The sequence below is a fragment of the Petropleomorpha daqingensis genome, from assembly GCF_013408985.1.
Taxonomy (GTDB): Bacteria; Actinomycetota; Actinomycetes; order Mycobacteriales; family Geodermatophilaceae; genus Petropleomorpha; species Petropleomorpha daqingensis.
Window position 1 is genome coordinate 3,816,674 of sequence record NZ_JACBZT010000001.1, and the last position, 19,041, is coordinate 3,835,714.

Annotated in this window: 18 protein-coding genes and 2 pseudogenes; 14 read left to right on the top strand and 6 right to left on the bottom strand. The window is 74.0% G+C overall.

Going from position 1 to position 19,041, the window contains the following annotated elements; genetic code table 11:
• Positions 1-13: 13 nt before the first annotated feature.
• The 5 genes from GGQ55_RS18925 to GGQ55_RS18945 are packed head-to-tail and all read left to right on the top strand — an operon-like array spanning position 14 to position 3,126.
• Positions 14-1,150, top strand: a complete 1,137-nt coding sequence (locus GGQ55_RS18925; RefSeq protein WP_179719369.1) for a baeRF2 domain-containing protein — start codon at positions 14-16, stop codon at positions 1,148-1,150.
• Positions 1,147-1,377: a hypothetical protein gene (locus GGQ55_RS18930; RefSeq protein WP_179719371.1), complete on the top strand. Its 231-nt coding sequence runs from the start codon at positions 1,147-1,149 to the stop codon at positions 1,375-1,377. The genes GGQ55_RS18925 and GGQ55_RS18930 overlap by 4 nt, the downstream gene beginning before the upstream one ends.
• Before the next feature lie 20 nt (positions 1,378-1,397).
• Positions 1,398-1,778 carry an acyl-CoA thioesterase gene (locus GGQ55_RS18935; RefSeq protein WP_366489707.1) on the top strand — a complete coding sequence of 127 codons (381 nt, stop codon included), beginning with the start codon at positions 1,398-1,400 and terminating at the stop codon, positions 1,776-1,778.
• Complete coding sequence (locus tag GGQ55_RS18940; protein ID WP_179719373.1) at positions 1,775-2,656, top strand: alpha/beta fold hydrolase; 882 nt, start codon at positions 1,775-1,777, stop codon at positions 2,654-2,656. The genes GGQ55_RS18935 and GGQ55_RS18940 overlap by 4 nt, the downstream gene beginning before the upstream one ends.
• Positions 2,657-2,697: 41 nt before the next feature.
• Entirely contained in the window at positions 2,698-3,126 is a 429-nt protein-coding gene (locus tag GGQ55_RS18945; protein ID WP_179719375.1) for a ChaB family protein, read from the top strand.
• Between the two features lie 49 nt (positions 3,127-3,175).
• Here GGQ55_RS18945 and GGQ55_RS18950 read toward each other — a convergent pair whose 3' ends face one another.
• Together GGQ55_RS18950 and GGQ55_RS18955 are read right to left on the bottom strand one after the other, a co-directional pair.
• Positions 3,176-4,486: a M24 family metallopeptidase gene (locus GGQ55_RS18950; protein ID WP_179719377.1), complete on the bottom strand. Its 1,311-nt coding sequence runs from the start codon at positions 4,484-4,486 to the stop codon at positions 3,176-3,178.
• A 45-nt stretch (positions 4,487-4,531) separates the two neighbouring features.
• Positions 4,532-5,659: a GGDEF domain-containing protein gene (locus GGQ55_RS18955; protein ID WP_366489709.1), complete on the bottom strand. Its 1,128-nt coding sequence runs from the start codon at positions 5,657-5,659 to the stop codon at positions 4,532-4,534.
• Positions 5,660-5,797: 138 nt separating this feature from the next.
• On the opposite strand from GGQ55_RS18955, the gene GGQ55_RS18960 reads away from it, so the two are divergent.
• The 5 genes and pseudogenes from GGQ55_RS18960 to GGQ55_RS27195 all read left to right on the top strand — a co-directional run.
• Positions 5,798-6,280: a cupin domain-containing protein gene (locus GGQ55_RS18960; RefSeq protein ID WP_179719379.1), complete on the top strand. Its 483-nt coding sequence runs from the start codon at positions 5,798-5,800 to the stop codon at positions 6,278-6,280.
• A gap of 69 nt (positions 6,281-6,349) precedes the next feature.
• On the top strand, positions 6,350-6,535 hold the full coding sequence (locus GGQ55_RS18965) for a hypothetical protein (protein ID WP_179719381.1): 186 nt from the start codon (positions 6,350-6,352) through the stop codon (positions 6,533-6,535).
• A 34-nt stretch (positions 6,536-6,569) separates the two neighbouring features.
• Positions 6,570-7,265 (top strand): NADPH-dependent F420 reductase, encoded by a 696-nt coding sequence (npdG, locus tag GGQ55_RS18970; protein ID WP_179719383.1) that lies wholly within the window; start codon positions 6,570-6,572, stop codon positions 7,263-7,265.
• Between the two features lie 13 nt (positions 7,266-7,278).
• Positions 7,279-7,974 (top strand): annotated as a pseudogene (locus GGQ55_RS18975) (helical backbone metal receptor); the annotation flags it as partial.
• A gap of 4 nt (positions 7,975-7,978) precedes the next feature.
• Positions 7,979-8,281: pseudogene (locus GGQ55_RS27195) on the top strand (DUF2784 domain-containing protein); the annotation flags it as partial.
• A 19-nt stretch (positions 8,282-8,300) separates the two neighbouring features.
• On the opposite strand, the gene GGQ55_RS27200 reads toward GGQ55_RS27195, so the two are convergent.
• Genes GGQ55_RS27200 through GGQ55_RS18995 form a run of 4 tightly spaced genes read right to left on the bottom strand, consistent with a single transcriptional unit; the run spans position 8,301 to position 12,930 of the window.
• Positions 8,301-9,407, bottom strand: coding sequence for a nucleotide disphospho-sugar-binding domain-containing protein (locus tag GGQ55_RS27200; protein ID WP_246323839.1), 1,107 nt, complete (start codon positions 9,405-9,407; stop codon positions 8,301-8,303).
• A 51-nt stretch (positions 9,408-9,458) separates the two neighbouring features.
• Entirely contained in the window at positions 9,459-10,289 is an 831-nt protein-coding gene (gene panB, locus GGQ55_RS18985) for a 3-methyl-2-oxobutanoate hydroxymethyltransferase (RefSeq protein WP_179719387.1), read from the bottom strand.
• Positions 10,286-12,121, bottom strand: coding sequence for an NAD+ synthase (locus GGQ55_RS18990; RefSeq protein WP_179719389.1), 1,836 nt, complete (start codon positions 12,119-12,121; stop codon positions 10,286-10,288). Before GGQ55_RS18990 ends, panB begins: the two co-directional genes overlap by 4 nt.
• On the bottom strand, positions 12,118-12,930 hold the full coding sequence (locus GGQ55_RS18995) for a slipin family protein (RefSeq protein WP_179719391.1): 813 nt from the start codon (positions 12,928-12,930) through the stop codon (positions 12,118-12,120). The genes GGQ55_RS18990 and GGQ55_RS18995 overlap by 4 nt, the downstream gene beginning before the upstream one ends.
• A 212-nt stretch (positions 12,931-13,142) precedes the next feature.
• Here GGQ55_RS18995 and GGQ55_RS19000 point away from each other — a divergent pair, with 212 nt between their 5' ends.
• The 4 genes from GGQ55_RS19000 (at position 13,143) to GGQ55_RS19015 (ending at position 19,020) form a co-directional block, all read left to right on the top strand.
• Positions 13,143-14,483, top strand: a complete 1,341-nt coding sequence (locus GGQ55_RS19000; RefSeq protein WP_179719393.1) for a glutamine synthetase family protein — start codon at positions 13,143-13,145, stop codon at positions 14,481-14,483.
• 88 nt (positions 14,484-14,571) lie between these two features.
• Positions 14,572-15,321: a type 1 glutamine amidotransferase gene (locus GGQ55_RS19005; RefSeq protein WP_366489713.1), complete on the top strand. Its 750-nt coding sequence runs from the start codon at positions 14,572-14,574 to the stop codon at positions 15,319-15,321.
• The gene (locus GGQ55_RS19010; RefSeq protein WP_179719395.1) at positions 15,318-18,401 is read left to right on the top strand and encodes a bifunctional [glutamine synthetase] adenylyltransferase/[glutamine synthetase]-adenylyl-L-tyrosine phosphorylase; all 3,084 of its coding nucleotides are present in this window, start codon (positions 15,318-15,320) and stop codon (positions 18,399-18,401) included. Before GGQ55_RS19005 ends, GGQ55_RS19010 begins: the two co-directional genes overlap by 4 nt.
• A 1-nt stretch (position 18,402) precedes the next feature.
• Positions 18,403-19,020 (top strand): FMN-binding negative transcriptional regulator, encoded by a 618-nt coding sequence (locus GGQ55_RS19015; RefSeq protein ID WP_179719397.1) that lies wholly within the window; start codon positions 18,403-18,405, stop codon positions 19,018-19,020.
• Positions 19,021-19,041: the final 21 nt, after the last annotated feature.

The window sequence follows — 19,041 nt, forward strand, 5'->3', positions numbered from 1 at the left end:
TAGGCGGCCAGCCATGGACCTGTCCTTCCTGGAACCCGTGTTCACCAGTTCCGGTCCCTACGCCACGGTCTGCGCCGACGTCACGCACACGACGGCGACCGCCGACACCGAGCTGGACCTGCGCGTCCGGGCGGTCGCCCAGAAGCTCACCGAGCAGGGCGCGCCGGAGGTGGTCGTCGAGGCGGTGCGCGGCCGCCTGCTCGAGGGCAACGAGGGCGGTGTGGCCGGCACCTGGCGGGGCCGGGCGGTCGTGGCAGCCGCCGACGGCACGGTGGTGCTGGACCAGCCGCTGGTCGACCAGCCCCGGCAGGAGCTCGCGGAGTGGTCGCCGCAGCCGGCGCTGCTGCCGGTGCTCACCCAGCTGCCCGGCCGGGTCCCGCACGCGGTCGTGGTCATGGACCGCGTCGGCGCCGACATCACGGTCAGCGGTCTGGACGGCGAGGTGGAGCAGGAGGACGTCGACGGCGAGACGTTCCACCTCCGCAAGGTCAAGGTCGGCGGCTGGGCGCACGACCACTGGCAGAACAGCGCCGAGGAGCTGTGGGACCGCAACGCCGGTCAGGTCGCCGACTCGATCTCCTCCTACGCCCGCCGGCAGGGGCTGGACTTCGTGCTCGTCGCGGGCGACGTCCGCGCCCGGCAGCACCTGCTGGAGAACGCCGGGGACTCGTGGAAGGACGTCGTCGTCCAGATCGAGGAGGGCGGCCGCGCGGCCGGCGCCGACCGGGAGCCGATCGAGCGCCGCGAGGCGGAGCTGGTCGCCGAGCACGAGGCGCACGCCGAGGCCCGGGCGGTCGAGCGGATCGAGGCGGCCTCCGCGCACGGCCTGTCGGTCACCGGCACCTCGCTGGTGGTGGAGGCGCTGCGCAAGAACCAGGTGGAGACGCTCGTGCTCGCCGATCCGGTGGACGACGAGACGCTCTACGTCGGCGGTTCGCCGCTGGAGCTCGGCGTCGACCAGGGCGATCTCGAGGCCCTCGGCTCGCGGGAGCGGCACGCCGTCCCGGCCGACCGGGCGCTCGTGGCCGCGGCCGTCGCGACCAAGGCCGACGTCGTCGTCTTGCCCCGTGCCGCGATGCCGGGGGACATCCCGGTCGCCGCCGTCCTGCGTTACACCGATGCCTCGACCCCGGGAGGGGCGAACGCGTGAGCACGCAGAAGAAGCCGAGCCCCGAGGCGCTGGCCAACGTCACCGAGGAGAACATCGAGACCCGCTCGCAGCTGCTGCCGGAGGAGAAGCAGCTCCGCGGCAGCGGGATGGAGGAGGTCGCCGCCGAGGTGATCCTGGCCGAGTCCGAGGAGCGGACGGTCAACCCCGATCCGGACGACGCCCAGGGCGGGCACCGCCAGTCGTCGGACACGGCGGACCTGCCCTGAGCGAGGTCCACGACCACTGGGTGCAGCTGCGCTGGTCCGACCCCGACTCGTACGGGCACGTCAACCACGCGCGGGCGCTCGGCCTGCTGGAGGACGCCCGGCTGGCGATGGCGGCCGGTTCGCCGTCGGTCGCCGCCGGGCGGCAGCCGGACATCATCCTGGCGAGGCTCGAGGTCGACTACCTGCGCCAGCTCTACTACCGGGCCGGCGAGCGGCTGTGCGTGCGCAGTTGGCTCACCCGGATCGGGACGAAGTCGCTGACCATGCGCCAGGAGCTGGTGCAGGACGACGAGGTGGCGATCCGCCTGGATGCCGTGCTCGTCGTCTTCGACGTCGCCGGCGACAGCTCCCGGCCGTTGACCGGCGAGGAGCGGAGCTTCTGGAAGCGCTACCTGGCATGAGCTTCTTCGACGGCTTCGAGCTCGGCCACGTCGACGTCGGCGAGGGCGTCCGGATCCGCTACCGGCGCGGCGGGGACGGGCCGCCGGTGGTGCTGCTGCACGGCCATCCGCGCACGCACACCACCTGGTACCGGGTGGCGCCGCAGCTGGTCGCGGCCGGGCACACCGTCGTCTGTCCCGACGTGCGCGGTTACGGCGGGTCGAGCGCACCACCGCCGGCGCCCGACCACGCCCAGGCGTCGAAGCGGGCGATGGCGCACGACGTGGTCGCGGTGCTGCGGGAGCTCGGGCACGAGCGGTTCGCCGTCGTCGGGCACGACCGCGGCAGCTACGTGGCGTTCCGGCTGGCGATGGACCACCCCGACGTCGCCACCCACCTGGCGGTGCTCGACAGCGTCCCGATCGGCGAGGCGCTGGCCCGCGCCGACGCCCGCTTCGCCGCCGCCTGGTGGCACTGGTTCTTCTTCGGGGCACCGGAGAAGCCGGATCGGGCGATCCTGGCCGATCCGCGGTCCTGGTACCTGCACGACCGCACGGCCATGGGGGAGGAGAACCACGACGACTTCCTGCGGGCGATCGACGACCCGGCCACCGTGGTCGCGATGATCGAGGACTACCGCGCCGGGCTCGGCGTCGACCGCGCCCACGACGACGCCGACCGGGCGGCGGGCAGGCGGGTCCGCTGCCCGACCCTGGTGCTGTGGTCGGCGCGCGACGACATGGAGGAGCTGTACGGCGACCCGACGAAGGTCTGGGCCGACTGGACGGCGGACCTCCGCGGCGGTGGCCGCATCGACAGCGGCCACCACATGGCCGAGGAGGCACCGGACGAGCTCGCCGCGGCGCTGGTCGAGTTCCTGCGTCCCCCGAAGGGCTGACCTGCGGGAATGACCGCGGGGTTCGCGGGTAGGCGACAGGCATGCCGAAGACGACGAAGAGCGGGACCGCGAAGAAGAGCGAGCTGCCCAGCACGCTCAAGCGCTCCCCGGCCAAGGCGCAGCGCACGTTCGCCAAGGCGCACGACTCCGCCGCGGACGAGTACGGCGACGAGCGGCGCGCGAACCAGGTCGCCTGGGCCGCGGTGAAGCACAGCTTCGAGAAGGTCGGCGACCACTGGGAGAAGAAGGGCAAGAAGGGCCCGTCGGACGCCCAGGCCGCCGGTGGCCGGAACACGAACCGCAAGACCAAGGGCGGCGTCGACGCCAAGGCGTCCAAGGAGCACCTGCTCGACGTCGCCAAGCGGCTGTCGATCTCGGGCCGCTCGAAGATGAAGAAGACCGAACTCGTCGACGCCATCCAGAAGGCCAACGACAAGAAGACCGCGGACTCGCGCAAGAAGAAGAAGTAGCGCTCGAGCGGAGTGCCACGGGCGCGGGATCCGCGCCGTGGCACTCCGCTCAGGCGCCGGGGATCAGGATCAGCTCGGTCTGCCGGCCGTCGAGGTACTCCACGCCCGCGGCGGTGAGCGAGATGCCCTGCTCGAGCGCCATCCGCACCGTCTGCCCGCCCCACTCGGGCACGGGTGTGCGCACGCAGAGCTCCAGCGCGTAGACGGTGTCGAGGTGCAGCGGCCGGTCGCCGGCGCCCGGGACGCCGGTCTGCGCGTCCCACATGCCGATCGCCGGCCCGGCGGCGTGACCGTGGTAGCCGACCGGGTGCGAGTACACGTCGCCGTCCAGGCCGGCGGCAGCCGCAGTGGCGCGGGCCGCGGCGAGCACCTCGTTGCCGGTGCGGCCGGGGACCATCGCCGCCGTCGTCACGTCCTGCATGCGGTTGCCGGCGGCCATGGCCGCTCGCAACCCGGCCGGGGCCTCGGTCTCGCCGGGGCGCAGCACGTAGGCGTTGCGCTGGGTGTCGGTGTTCAGCCCCAGGCTGGACAGGCCGACGTCGCAGTGCAGCAGGTCACCGGGCTCGATGACGGCGTCGTAGGGGACGGCGGGCAGCGTCGTCCCGCGCTCCTCGACCAGCGGGACGCCGGCCCGCTGCAGCCCGACGGTCGGCTGGAACCAGCCGTCGACGCCGAGGTCGGCGAACCGCTGCCGGATCCACCAGGCCACGTCCAGCGCGGTCGAGGCGCCGACGGTGACGACGGCGGGGGAGAAGGCCTCGGCGATCACCTCGTGCGCGAGCCGGTTGAGCCCGTGCAGCACCGCGATCTCCTCGGGCAGCCGTGTCTCCAGCCAGCCGATGGCGAGCTCCTCGGCCGAGGTCAGCCGGTCGGCGTAGGGGCCGAGCGCGGCGCCCAGCAGCTCGTGCTCGGTGTGGGACAGGCCGTCGGCCAGCGCGAACTCGGCGGAGACGTCGACCCCGATCCGGCGCGGGTCGGCCTGCTCGACGATCCGGCGCACGACCGCCCACTGCGACTCCTCGGCGGGCACCCCGGCGTCCTCGTCGGGCGACCAGGCCGGCACGAACTGCCCGACCGGGTACCGCGAGACGGCGGCCGCGGTGACGCCGTCGTCGCTGCGGTGCAGCGCGAGGATCGTGCGGCGCCGGGCCGAGAGCCACGTGGCCGGCAGCAGCGTGGGCAGCACCGGGTCCTCGTTGTACTCACGGCCGATGACCAGCCACAGGTCGATGCCGGCGCGGTCCATCAGGGTGGGCAGCAGGTCGAGCAGCCGCTGGGTGAGCCAGCGGTCGCGGACGTCGGCCTGCTCCCGCAACGGCAGGGGCACCGTGCGGGTGGGGTCGGGCGCCACGAGCGTCATGAGCACAGCGAAGCAGAGAACCGGCTGCTCCACCGGACGAGCGGGCTAGGCGACGTCGCTGGCCGGCCTGTCGGCGTCGGCCGGGCAGGGCGGCGCTGGGTGCGGGACGAGCAGCGCGGCGACGCGGTCGCGGCCCTGCTGCTTGGCCTCGTACATCGCGGCGTCGGCGCGGTCGATCAGGCGCCAGAGGGCGTCGCGGGCGTTCTCGCCGTCGACCGGCCGGGTGAGCGCGACGCCGATCGAGGCGGTGACGGCGTGGCCGGCCTCGGTCCGGCTGGCGGCGACCGCGGCGCGCAGCCGCTCGGCCAGGCGGGCCGCCTCGGCGCCGTCGCCGACCAGGCCGAGCACGACCAGCTCCTCGCCGCCGGTGCGGGCCAGCACGTCGGTCGGCCGCACGCCGGCCGACAGCGCGCTCGACACCGCGCGCAGGACGGCGTCGCCGGCCGCGTGCCCGTGGGCGTCGTTGAGCCGCTTGAAGTGGTCGAGGTCGAGCACCATCGCCGCGACCCGGGTGCCGTCGCGGCGGGCCTGCCGCCAGATCCGCGGGGCCTGCTCGACCAGGTAGCGGCGGTTGTACAGCCCGGTGAGGGGGTCCTTCACCGACAGCGCCTGGGTCGCCTCGAGCAGCCGCTCCACCCGGCGGCGGAGCACGAAGACGCCGAGCGCGGCGGCGTTGAGCATCCCGGCGTTCACCACGACCTGGATGGCCAGTCCGGCGGGGTCGTCGTAGCTGCTCCACATCGCGATCAGGACGGCGAGCGGGGTCACGACCAGGTTGACCGCGAACTCCCACGGCCCCAGGAACCAGGCCGCCACGAACGAGGCGAACAGCAGCATGAGCGGCGTCGCGTACCGCAGCGGGTCGTCGACGCACAGCGCGACCACGACGTAGATGAGGTCGCCGAGCAGGACGAGGGCGAAGGTCTGCGGGCGGGTGGCCCGCCGGCGCGCGGCGAGCAGCACCGCGGCAAGCATGCAGAGCGCCATGGTCGTGCCGTAGAGCCAGCGCGGGCCGCCGCCGCGGATCATCCCGTCGACGAACAGGTTGGCCGTGCCCATGAGGCCGCCGAGGAACAGCAGGACGGCGAGGGTCAGCGCAGCGACACGGTGTTCGGGGCCCCGGCTCATGAAGGCCAGGGCCGACCCGTGGTCCTCTGCTTGGCCCACTGTCACGGCAGCAGGATGCCGCATCTGCGGCGCCCTGCGGGCGAATGCGAGCGTCATCACACGTGTGGGGTACGCCCGGACGGCGTGTCACGGGGCACGCGCCGCCGGGCTGTGCGCCTCGCCGCGGGGTGCCAGGGTGAGGGCATGTCGCACCCCGACCCCGCACTGGTCGACGTCCGGACCTTCGCGGTGCACCCGCTGGTGGACAACGGTCCGACCAGCTCGCTGCGCATGGTGGCGCCCGGTGCGGTGACCAAGGGGCGGTACGGGCTGGTCGAGTACCGGGTCGCGCCGCACTCGGCTGGTGCGGCACCGCACTACCACCAGACGTTCTCCGAGTCGTTCTACGTGCTCACCGGCGAGCTGACGATCTACGCCGACGGCACGTGGCAGCCCTACCGGCCCGGCGACTTCGCGCTGGTGCACGAGACCGGCGTGCACGGCTTCCGCAACGACGGGGACGAGGAGACCTCGTTCCTGATCCTGTTCGCGCCCGGGATCGCGCGGGAGAACTTCTTCGCCGAGATGGCGGAGCTGCGCAACAGCGGGCGCACGCCGGCGGACATGACCCCCGAGGCGCGCACGGCCTTCTACGCGAGGCACGACCAGGTCATGGTGGACGTCTGAGCGCGGGCGGGGAGAGCCACGGGTACGTTCCGCTGGGACGTGCCGTTTCGATGGGTTGGGAGGCTGTCCATGGCCGAGCAGGGGCCCTGGTTCTACTGCCTGAAGCACCACACGGTGGAGACGCGGGACGGGTGCGCGGAACGGCACCGGCTGGGGCCGTACGCCACCCGCGAGGAGGCCGAGCACGCGCTGCAGTCGGTCGCCGACCGCGAGCAGAAGCTGAGCGCCGAGGACCGCGCCTGGGAGGGCGACTGACCGGTTCCCAGGATCGTCTGGGCAGAATCGGCGTGTGACGGACGGACGCGCGGTCGAGGAGCTGGTCGTCGGGGTCATCGGCGGCACCGGGCCCCAGGGCCGCGGGCTGGCGGTGCGGCTGGCGGCGGCGGGGCAGCGGATCCTGCTGGGGTCGCGCGACGCCGAGAAGTGCTCTCGGATCGCCGCCGAGGTGGCGGAGCGGGCGACGTCGGCGGCCGGGGGCGCCGAGGTCTCGGTCACCGGCGGGGCGAACGTCGACGTCGCCGGCGCCGCCGACCTGGTGATCGTGGCGGTCCCGTACGCCGGGCACGCCAACATCGTGCGCGAGCTCGCCGAACCGCTCGCGGGCAAGATCGTCGTCGACTGCGTCGTCCCCATGGGCTGGGACGAGCTCGGTGCCTACGCGATCGACGTGCCCGAGGGCAGCGCCGCCCAGCAGGCGGCCGCCCTGCTGCCGGACTCGAACGTGGTCGGCGCGTTCCACCACCTGTCGGCCACGCTGCTGGAGGACCTGTCGAAGCCGACCCTCGACGGCGACGTCATGGTGGTCGGCGACGACCGCGCCGCGATGGACACCGTGCAGGCGCTGGCCGGCCGGCTGCCCGGCATGCGCGGCATCTACGCCGGGCGGCTGCGCAACGCCCGCCAGGTCGAGGCGCTCACCATCAACCTCGTGTCGGTGAACCGCCGCTACAAGGCGCACGCCGGGATCAGGGTCACCGACGTCTGAGCGGGTCGTCTCCCTCGTCCCGTCGCTGACCGAGGCGGTCGCGGCGACGGCGCCGTCGGTGCTGGTCGGCGCCACCGACTGGTGCACGCACCCGGCCGGCCTCGACGTGGTCCGGGTCGGTGGCACCAAGTGGCCGAACCTGGAGCGGGTGCTCGCGCTCGAGCCGGATCTCGTGATCGCCAACGCCGAGGAGAACCGGCCCGAGGACGTCGAGGCGCTGCGGGAGGCCGGCGTCCGGGTCTGGGTCAACGCGCCGGCCACCGTCGAGCAGGCGCTCGAGTCGCTCGGCCGGTTGTGCGCGCTGCTCGGCGCGCCGGACCCGCCGTGGCTGCTCGCCGCCCGCGCCGCCTGGACCGACCCGCCGATGGTGGCGCCGGTGCGCGCCGTCGTCCCGATCTGGCGGCGGCCGTGGATGGTGCTCGGGCGGGACACCTTCGCCGGCGACGTGCTGGCCCGGCTCGGCGTCCGCAACGTGTTCGCCGGCGCCGCCGACCGCTACCCGAAGCTGGCGCCGGGGGAGCTCGCCGCCGTCGAGGCCGACCTCGTCGTGCTGCCCGACGAGCCGTACGCGTTCGGCCCGGACGACGGACCCGAGGCCTGGCCGCAGGCCCGGCCGGCGTTCGTCAGCGGCCGGCACCTGACCTGGTACGGCCCGTCGCTGACCGAGGCGCCGGCGCTGCTCGTCGCACAGCTCGAGGGCGCAGACTGACCTCGTGCTGCTGGCCGGGCTGGTCGCGGCGGTGCACGGCGCCGCCGTCGTCTTCATGCTGGTCGGCTCGCTGCTCGCGCTGCGCCGGCCCCGGCTGATCTGGATCCACGCACCGGTCGCCCTGGCGATCCTCGCGATCAACCTGGCGGGGGCGCCGTGCCCGCTGACCCGCTGGGAGCTCCGGCTGCGCGGCGGCGCCGGGTACTCCGGCGGGTTCCTGGAGCACTACGTCTTCGCACCGCTCGGCCTGGACGTGCACAGCGCGGTCGTCCAGGTCGGGATGTACACCGTGGCGCTCGGCCTCAACGTCCTCGGCTACGGGCTGCTCATCGCCCGGGCACGCGAGCGGCGAGCTGCTCGAGCACCGGCACCACCTCGGTCGGGTGCGGCATCGCCGCCATCTCCGCCGCCACCTCCCGCGCCGCCGCGGTCAGCGCCGCGTCGCTCACCAGCCGCTCCAGCAGCGCGGGGGAGAGGTCGCTGAGGTCCGCGGCCAGCCCCGCCCCGCGCGCGGCGAGCACGTCGGCGTTCACCCGGCGGTCGCCGGACCCGCGGAGGACGAGCTGCGGCACGCCCGCGGCCAGCGCGGTGAGCAGGGTGCCGGCCCCGCCGTGGTGGACGATCCCGGCCGCGGCGGGGAGCACCTGCGGGAACGGCAGCCATCCCGTCGTCGCGACGTTCGGCGGGAGCTGCCGCCTGGTCACCCAGCGGTCCGGCCGGACCAGGACGACGTCGAGGTCGGTGCCGCCGGCCGCGTCGGCGACGGTGCTCATCAGCCGGTCGCGGAACGGGTCGTCGACGGTGCTCCGGCTGACCAGCACGCGCGGCCGCTCACCGGGGCGGGCGTAGGTCTCGTCGAACGGCCGATCCGGTGCGAAGCCGATGAAGCGCATCGGCCGCCCGCGCGCCCCGCCGACCAGGCTCGGCGGCACGGAGCTGAGGATCTCGGTCGGTGCCGGCAGCCCGGGCTGGTAGGCCGCGAGCACGGCGGCGAACAGCGCGGGGGTGTCGACCAGCAGCGCGTCCACGAGCACCGAGGGGATGCTGCGGTACCTGGCGACGCCGGACGCCGCGCCGGCGAGCGGCTCGTGCAGCACCAGGTCGGGGCGGAACCGGTCGGCCAGGTCCCGCAGCCCGCCGGCCATCCGGTGGTTGACCGGTGCCCACAGCAGGGCGCCGGTACGGATCTCGTCCCGGCCGGCCATCGCCTCGCGCGACAGCCGAGGGTGCCGGGCGAGGAAGCGCAGGAACAGCGGCATCATCCGCAGGCGTGGGGCGACGTCCGCCGTCGTCAGGTCCGGCGGGCAGACGCCCAGCGCTTCCCCCGCCGTGCCGACGACGACCTCGTGGCCGGCGTCCCGCAGGGCGCGGGCGATCGGGACCAGGGGCAGCAGGTGGCCGGTCAGCGGCGCGGCGACGACGAGGACGCGCATGCCGCGCGACCCTGGCCCGGTGCCGGTTGCGGCACAAGGCAGTCCGGTGCGCTACTCGAAGCTGTGCTCCGGGCCCGGGAAGGTGCCGGTGCGGACGTCCTCGGCGTACTCGCGGGCCGCACGCAGCAGTTCGGCGCGCAGGTCCGCGTACTTCTTGACGAACCGCGGCACCTTGCCGCCGGTGAACCCGGCCATGTCGGGCCAGACCAGCACCTGCGCGTCGCAGTCCGCGCCGGCACCGATGCCGATCGTCGGGATCGACAGCTCCTTGGTCACCTGGGCGGCCAGCTCGGCCGGCACCATCTCCAGGACGACGGCGAACGCCCCGGCGTCCTGCACCGCCTGCGCGTCGGCCATCAGCTGGTCGGCGCCGGCCCCGCGCCCCTGCACCCGGAACCCGCCCAGGGCGTGCTCGCTCTGCGGCGTGAACCCGATGTGCGCCATGACCGGGATGCCGTTCTCGGTGAGCAGCTTGATCTGCGGCGCCACCCGGATGCCGCCCTCGAGCTTGACCGCCTGCGCGCCGCCCTCCTTCATCAGCCTCATGGCGTTCTCGAGCGCCTGGGTCGGCCCGGCCTCGTACGTGCCGAACGGCATGTCGCCGACCACCAGCACCCGCTTGGTCGAACGGGTGACCGCCTTGGTCAGCAGCAGGATGTCGTCGAGGGTCACCGGCACCGTGCTCGAGTAGCCCAGGACGACGTTGCCCGCGGAGTCGCCGACGAGCAGCACCGGGATGCCGGCCTCCTCGAACACCGCGGCGCTGTTGGTGTCGTACGCGGTGAGCATCGCCCACTTCTCACCGCGCTCCTTGGCCTGCTGCAGGTGGTGGATGCGCACCCGGGCCGTCGACTGCCCGCCGTAGAGGACGCTTTCGCTCATGACTGTGCAGCCGCTCCTTCGCGGACGCTGGGCAGGCTCTCCCGCCAGCGGTTGGTGATCGGCAGGCGCCGGTCACGGCCGAACGCCTTCCGGGAGATCTTCGTCCCCGGCGCGGACTGGCGGCGCTTGAACTCGGCGATGTCCACCAACCGGAGGACCTTCGCCACCACCTCGGGGTCGTGCCCGCGCTCGAGCAGCTCGGCCATGCCGAGGTCGTTGTCGACGTAGTCGCCGATCACCGCGTCGAGCTCGTCGTAGGAGGGCAGCGAGTCGGAGTCCTTCTGCCCGGGCGCGAGCTCGGCCGACGGCGGCTTCTCGATCGAGTTCTGCGGGATCGGCTCGGTCTCGCCGTTCTTCAGCGCCTCGGCGTTGCGCCACCGGGCCAGCTCCCACACCAGCGTCTTCGGCACGTCCTTGATCGGTGCGAACCCGCCGGCCGCGTCTCCGTAGAGGGTGGAGTAGCCGACCGCCGCCTCGCTCTTGTTGCTGGTGGCGAGCAAAAGGTGCCCGTGCTGGTTGGACAGCCCCATGAGCAGCGTCCCGCGGATCCGCGCCTGCAGGTTCTCCGCCGCGACGCCGGTGAGCTCGATCTGACCCTCGAAGCCCTCGACGATCGGCGCGATCGGCACGACCGAGTAGTGCAGCCCGAGCCGCTTCGCGAGGTCCTCGGCGTCGGACAGCGAGTGCTCGCTCGACCACTTCGACGGCAGCCCGACGCCGTAGACGCGGTCGGCGCCGAGCCCGTCGACGGCGATCGTGGCGACCAGCGCCGAGTCGATGCCGCCGGACAGGCCGAGGATCACCGAGGGCATGCCGTTCTTGTCGATGAAGTCCTTGAGGCCCAGCACGAGCGCCCGCCAGACCTCCGCGCAGTCCGACAGCGGCTCGGCGATCGAGCTCGGCTGCGCCTCGAACGGCGCCACCGGCTCGTCGGAGAGCACGGTGCGGGTGACCGTCATGGGCCCGATCCGGCCCTCTCGGCGCTCGGGCACGGCGGCCGGGTCGAACGTCAGGTCGGCGGTCATCAGGTGCTCGACGAACTGGGGCGCGCGGGCCAGCAGCTCGCCGTCGCCGAGGACCACCATCGAGTCGCCGTCGAAGACCAGCTCGTCCTGCCCGCCGACCTGGTTGCAGTAGACGACCGGCGCGTGCGCCTCGGCGGCCCGGCGGCGCACCAGCGGCAGCCGCAGGTCGTCCTTGGCCCGCTCGTACGGCGAGGCGTTGGGGGAGACGACCAGGTCGACGCCGGCCTGCCCGGCCACGCCGCACGGGCCGCCCTCGACCCAGAGGTCCTCGCAGATGGTCAGCGCGACGTCGGCCCCGTGCAGCCGCACGATCTGCAGCTCGTTGCCCGGCACGAAGTAGCGCGCCTCGTCGAAGACGCCGTAGTTGGGCAGGTGCCGCTTGTAGTAGCGGACGACGACCTCGCCGCCGTAGAGCAGAGCGGCGGCGTTGCGCGGTGCCCCGCGGCGGGGGTTGGCGTCGGCGGGCCGGTCGTCGTCGGTCGGCGGTGCGTCGACCGGGGCCGGGCCCACCCCCTCGGTGTGCGCCAGGTACCCGACGACGACGGCGGTGCCGCCCAGGCCCTGCCGCTCGAGGTCGGCCGCGAGGTCGACCAGCGCCCGCTCGCTCGCCTTCGCGAACGACTCGCGCAGGACGAGGTCCTCCGGCGGATAGCCGGTCAGCGTCATCTCCGGGAAGACGACGAGGTGGGCACCGGCGTCCTGGGCCCGGCGCGTCCACCCGAGCACGAGGTCCGCGTTGCCCGACAGGTCACCGACGCGGGTGTCGACCTGGGCCAGGGCCACCCGCAGCTGCACCGGCTCGCTCATGCATCCAGTCTCGTCGTCCGGGCCGGCACGCGGCCATCCGGGGCCGGGTCGGGCGGCGTCGACCGCTCCAGGAAGCGCAGCAGCTCGACCGGGAAGGGCAGGACGACGGTCGAGTTCTTCTCCGCGGCCACCTCGACCATGGTCTGCAGCAGGCGCAGCTGCCGCGCGCTCGGCTGGGTGGCCATGACCCGGGCGGCCTCGGCCAGCTTCTCCGACGCCTGCAGCTCGCCCTCGGCGGTGATCACCCGCGACCGGCGCTCGCGCTCGGCCTCGGCCTGGCGGGACATCGACCGCTTCATCGACTCGGGCAGGACGACGTCCTTGATGTCCACCCGGTCGATGTGGATGCCCCAGTCCACCGCGGGGTTGTCCAGCATCAGCTCGAGGCCCTGGTTGAGCCGCTCCCGGTTGGACAGCAGGTCGTCGAGGTCGCTCTTGCCGATGATCGAGCGCAGCGAGGCCTGCGCCACCTGCTCGATCGCCGCCTCGTAGTTCTGCACCCCGACCACGACCCGCACCGAGTCGTAGACCTTGTAGTAGACGACGGCGTCGACCTTGACGGTGACGTTGTCGCGGGTGATGCCCTCCTGGGCCGGCACCGGCATCGTGACGACCTGCATGTTCACCTTGTGCAACCGGTCGGCGGCCGGGGCGAGCAGCGTCAGTCCCGGACCGCGGGGCTGGCCGTGCAGCTTCCCGAAGCGCAGCACGACGCCCTGCTCGAACTGGTCGATCACCCGGATGCTCGCGCCGGCGAGGACCACGGCGAGCAGCACCACGATCGCGACGATTGCGAGAACGACGTCCATCTCGCCCTCCGCCACCCGCGCCGGCGGGGGACGTGCGGGTCGCGCCCGTGCCGCGGCGCCCTTGCCGATGGCCTCCTTCATGCTAGGTCGCGGATGACACTCCGTGCTGGTGGGCGGGCGGATGCGGCGTCCTCACCCGGAAGAGGGCAGGCTGGGCACCGGCAACCGGCGACGTCACACAGAGGAAACGAGCGAACGGGATCATGGCGAGCATGGACCGACAGCAGGAGTTCGTCCTGCGGACCCTCGAGGAACGCGACATCCGCTTCGTGCGGCTGTGGTTCACCGACGTCTCCGGCTACCTGAAGGCGGTGGCCGTCGCGCCGGCCGAGATCGAGGCGGCGTTCGCCGAGGGCATCGGCTTCGACGGCTCGGCGATCGAGGGCTTCGCGCGCGTCTACGAGTCCGACATGCTCGCCAAGCCCGACCCGGGCACGTTCCAGGTGATGCCCGCGCGCGAGGGGCGGCCGAGCGACACCGCGCGGATGTTCTGCGACATCTCGCTGCCCGACGGCTCGCCGGCCTGGGCCGACCCGCGGCACGTGCTGCGCCGCACGCTCGGCAAGGCCGCCGACATGGGCTTCACCTTCTACACCCACCCCGAGGTCGAGTTCTTCCTGCTCAAGAACCTGCCGACCGACGGCAGCGCGCCCGAGCCGGCCGACACCGGCGGCTACTTCGACCTGTCCACGCACAACGTGGCCCACGACTTCCGCCGCGAGGCCGTGTTCGCGCTCGAGGCGATGGGCATCTCGGTGGAGTTCAGCCACCACGAGGTCTCGCCGGGGCAGCAGGAGATCGACCTGCGCTACGCCGACGCGCTGTCGATGGCCGACAACATCATGACGCTGCGGCACGTCGTCCGTGAGGTCGCGCTGGCCCAGGGCGTGCACGCGACGTTCATGCCCAAGCCGTTCACCGACCTGTCCGGCTCGGCGATGCACACCCACCTGTCGCTGTTCGAGGGCGACCGCAACGCCTTCCACGACGCGGCCGACCCGATCCGGCTGTCGACGACGGGCAAGCAGTTCATCGCCGGCCTGCTCACCCACGCCCGCGAGTTCACCGCGATCACCAACCAGACGGTGAACTCCTACCGGCGGCTGCTGGCCGGCACCGAGGCGCCGACCGCGGTCACCTGGGGCCGCGCGAACCGCTCGGCGCTGGTGCGCATCCCGTCGTACAAGCCGTCGAAGGCGAACTCGGCGCGGGTCGAGGTCCGCTCGCCGGACTCCGCGTGCAACCCGTACCTGACCTTCGCCGTGCTGCTGGCCGCCGGGCTGCGCGGAATCGAGAAGGGCTACGAGCTGCCGCCCGAGGCCGAGGACGACGTCTGGTCGCTCACCGACACCGAGCGCCGCGCCGCCGGCTACGAGGACCTGCCGGTGTCCCTCGGCGAGGCGCTGACCGCGATGGAGAGCAGCGAGCTGGTCGCCGAGACCCTCGGCGAGCACGTGTTCGACTTCTTCCTGCGCAACAAGAAGGAGGAGTTCGCCTCCTACCGGCAGAACGTCACGCCCTTCGAGCTCCAGCGCTACCTCCCCGGCCTGTAGGTGGTTTCGCGCGCTTAACCGCGCGCGGTTAAGCGCGCGAAACCACGAGGGACCGGGGTCCGCGGCGGGGGCCATTACGCTCGATCGCGTGTCCAGCACCGGCCGTCTGCTCGTCGTCGTCCCCAGCCGCACCGATCCGCCGGCCAAGCTGGGGGAGTGGCTGCGCGCGGCCGGCATGGAGCTCGACGAGCGGTACGTGCGCGCCGGTGAGGGGGACGACGACCTCCCCGCGACCCTCGACGGCTTCGACGGCCTCGTCGTCCTGGGCGGCCCGCAGTCGGCGCTGGACGACGCCGACGAGAGCCCCGAGCTGGTCGGCGTCCGGAACGTGCTGCGGACGGCGCTCGCGGCCGACTTCCCGACCCTGGCGGTCTGCCTCGGCGCGCAGCTGCTCGCCGACGTCGGCGGCGGCCGGGTGCGCGAGGGCGTCGACGGCCCCGAGGTCGGCGCGCTGCTCGTGGCCAAGCGCGACGTGGCCGACCACGACCCCCTGTTCGCGCCCCTGCCGATGACCCCCGACGTCATCCAGTTCCACCACGACGAGATCTCGCAGCTGCCCACCGGCGCGACGCTGCTGGCCAGCAGCCCGATGTACGCCCACCAGGCCTACCGCGTGGGGCGGCACGTCTACGGCATCCAGTTCCACATCGAGACGACGCCGGAGATCGTCGCCGAGTGGGCCGAGCGGGACGTCGTCGGCGTCGCCGCCACCCCGTTCACCCGCGAGGAGATCACCGAGCGCACCACCGCCGCGCACCCGGACATCGAGCAGGTCTGGGCACCCTTCGCCGCCCGCTTCGCCGAGCTCGTCCGCTCCGCCGCGCAACGGGCCGCATGAGCAGCCCTGGCGCCCCGGAGGTGCCGCGGCGGGCCGTCGTCCGGCTGGCCCGCTTCGGTTTCGAGGACGGCGAGCGCGCCGCCCGGCTGCTGTCGGACCCGTCGCTCGGGCTGTGGGACCTCGAGCGCAACGAGCCCGCCGACCCCGAGGCCGGGCCCGTCGTGAGCGCGCTGGCCCGCGCCGGCGATCCCGACCTCGCCGTCCGCTCGCTGCACCGGCTGATCGAGGCCCTCGACCGGGCCGATCCGAGTGGCGGCTCGGCCGCCGCGCTGCTGGCCCGCCTGCGCGGCTCCGGCCCGCTGCGGATGCGGCTGCTCTCCCTCCTCGGGGCCAGCGCCGGGCTGGCCGACCACCTCGCGGCCCACCCCGGTGACTGGACCGTCCTGGACGCCGACGACCGCGGCGCCGTCCGGCCCACCGCGCACGCCCTCGAGCGGCAGATGCTGGTCGCGGTCGGCGCCGACCCCGACGACCCGCCGTGGGGGGTGCGCATCGGCAAGGCCGCGCCGGACGCCGCGCCCGACCGGGTCACCGACCTGCGGCTGGCCTACCGCCGCGCGCTGGTCTCCCTGGCCGGTCGCGACCTGGGGGAGAACCTCTCCGCCGAGGACGTCGCCGGCGAGCTGGCCGACATCGCCGCCGCCGTGCTCAACGCCGCGCTGGCCATCGCCGTCGCCGAGCAGCCCGCCGACGCCGCCGCGTGCCGGTTGGCCGTCATCGGCCTGGGCAAGTGCGGTGGCCGCGAGCTCAACTACGTCAGCGACGTCGACGTCGTCTTCGTCGCCGAGCCGGTCGACCCGACCGACCCGGAGGCCCCCGCCCTCCAGAGCGCCACCCGCGTGGCCACCGCCCTGCTGCGGATCTGCCGCGAGGCCGCCTGGGAGGTCGACGCGGCGCTGCGGCCCGAGGGCAAGGCCGGCGCCCTGGTGCGCACGCTCAAGGGCCACACCAGCTACTACGAGCAGTGGGCGAGCACCTGGGAGTTCCAGGCGCTGCTGAAGATGCGCCCGGTCGCCGGCGACCCCGACCTCGGCCGCTCCTACGTCGAGGCGCTGTGGCCGTTGGTGTGGAAGGCCGGCGACCGTCCCGGCTTCGTCGGCGAGGTGCAGGCGATGCGCCGCCGGGTCGAGGAGAACATCCCCCCGGCGCAGGCCGACCGCGAGCTCAAGCTGGGCCGCGGTGGGCTGCGCGACGTCGAGTTCGCCGTCCAGCTGCTGCAGCTCGTGCACGGCCGGGCCGACCCGACCCTGCGGGTCGGCGGCACGCTGCCCGCGCTGATGGCGCTGCGCGCCGGCGGCTACGTCGGCCGGGACGACGCCGACACCCTCATCGCCTCCTACCGGTTCCTGCGCACCGTCGAGCACCGGCTGCAGCTGCTCCGGATGCGCCGCACCCACCTGCTGCCCACCGACGAGCAGCAGCTGCGGTGGCTGGCCCGCGCGCTCGGCTACAAACCCGACCACCGCGGGGACGCCGTCGCCGTGCTGCGTGCCGAGCTGGCGCTGCACAACCGGGAGGTCCGGCGGCTGCACGAGAAGCTCTTCTACCGCCCGCTGCTGTCCGCCGTGGCCCGCGTGCCCGGCGAGCAGCTGCAGCTGGGGTCGAAGGCGGCCGGCGAGTGGCTGCGCGCGCTGGGCTTCACCGATCCGGAGGGCGCGCTGCGGCACATGGCGGCGCTGACCGGCGGGGTGTCCCGCTCGGCGTCGATGCAGAAGTACCTGCTGCCGGTGCTGCTGCAGACCTTCGCCTCGTGCGCCGACCCGGACGCCGGCCTGCTGGCCTACCGCCGGGTCAGCGAGGCGCTCGGCGGCAACCAGTGGTTCCTGCGGCTGCTGCGCGACGAGGGCTCCGTCGCCGAGCGGCTGGCCGTGCTGCTCGGCTCCAGCCAGTACGTCGCCGGGCTGCTCACCCGGACGCCGGAGGCGCTGAAGATCCTCGCCGACGACGCCGAGCTCGAGCCGCGGAGCGCCGCCGCCCTGGCCGGGGCGATGCGCGCGGCGGCCGGGCGGGCCGCGGATCCGCAGGAGGGCATCCGGGTCGTCCGCGGGCTGCGCCGCCAGGAGCTGCTCCGCGTCGCCTGCGCCGACCTGCTCGGCCGGCTCGACGTCGTCCGGGTGGGCCGTGCGCTGACCGACATCGCCGTCGCCACCCTGCAGGCGGGGCTGGACGTCGCGCTGCGGGCGCACGTGGACGAGACCGGCACCGACGTGCCGGTCGACTTCGCGATCATCGGCATGGGGCGCCTCGGCGGGTCGGAGATGGGCTACGGCTCGGACGCCGACGTGCTGTTCGTGCACCGGCCGCGGGACGGCGCCGACGAGGGCAAGGCCGCGACAGCCGCCAACGCGATCGCCGCCACGCTGAGGCGGCTGCTCGGCGAGCCCGCGCCGGACCCGGCGTTCGAGATCGACGCCGACCTCCGGCCGGAGGGCAAGAAGGGCGCGCTGGTCCGCAGCCTCGACGCGTTCCGCGAGTACTACGAGCGCTGGGTCGACGTCTGGGAGATCCAGGCGCTGCTGCGGGCCGTGCCGGTGGCCGGCGACGAGGACCTCGGCCGCGCGTTCGTCGCGCTCGTCGACCCGCTGCGCTACCCCGACGGCGGGCTCTCGGCCGAGCAGGTTGCCGAGATCCGGCGGATCAAGGCGCGCGTGGAGCGGGAGCGGCTGCCCCGCGGCGCCGACCCGGCCACGCACACCAAGCTGGGCCGCGGCGGGCTGGCCGACGTCGAGTGGACCGTCCAGGTGCTGCAGCTGCAGCACGGCGCGAAGGACCCCGACCTGCGGGTGACCACCACGATCGACGCCCTCGCCGTCCTGGCCGAGAACGGCGAGCTCACCGGGGAGCAGGCGGGCGCCCTGCAGGCGGCCTGGGAGCTGGCCAGCCGGGCGCGCAACGCGATCTTCCTGGTGCGCGGGCGGCCCAGCGACCAGCTGCCCCGCGCCGGGCTCGAGCTGGCCGGCGTCGCGCGGGCCTGCGGCTACGGTCCGGACGTGGATCCCGGCCAGTTCGTCGACGACTACCGCCGCACGACCCGGCACGCCCGCACGGTCGTCGACCAGGTCTTCTACGGGCAGGCGTGACGTGTACGTGCCCGCGCACTTCGCCGCGCCCGACGACGCGCTCGACCAGCTGCTCGCCGCCCCCGGCGCGGTCGACCTGGTCAGCACCACCGCCGGCGGGCTGACCGCGACGACGCTGCCGATGCTCCACGACCCGGCCGCCGGCACGCTGGCCGGCCACCTGGCGCGGACCAATCCGCAGTGGCGGGACAGCGTCGGCGACGTCCTGGTCATCGTGCGCGGGCCGGACGCCTACGTCTCGCCGGCCTGGTACGCCAGCAAGGCCGAGCACGGCCGCGTCGTCCCGACCTGGGACTACGTGCTCGCGCACGTGCACGGCGAGCTCGTCGTCCACGACGACGTCGACTGGCTCGCCGCGCACGTCCGCCGGCTCACCGCTACCCACGAGAGCGCACGGCCGGAGCCGTGGACCGTGTCCGACGCGCCGGAGAAGTACGTCGCCGGCCAGCTGCGGGCGATCGTGGGCGTCGAGGTGCGGATCCGCCGGGTCGAGGCGAAGTGGAAGCTCTCGCAGAACCGGCCCGGCGCCGACATCGACGGCGTGGTCGCGGGCCTCACCGCCGACGGGCGTCCGGACGTCGCCGCGGCGGTGCAGGCGGCCCGCCCCGCGGATCGCTAAACGGAGCGGTACCGCAAAGGC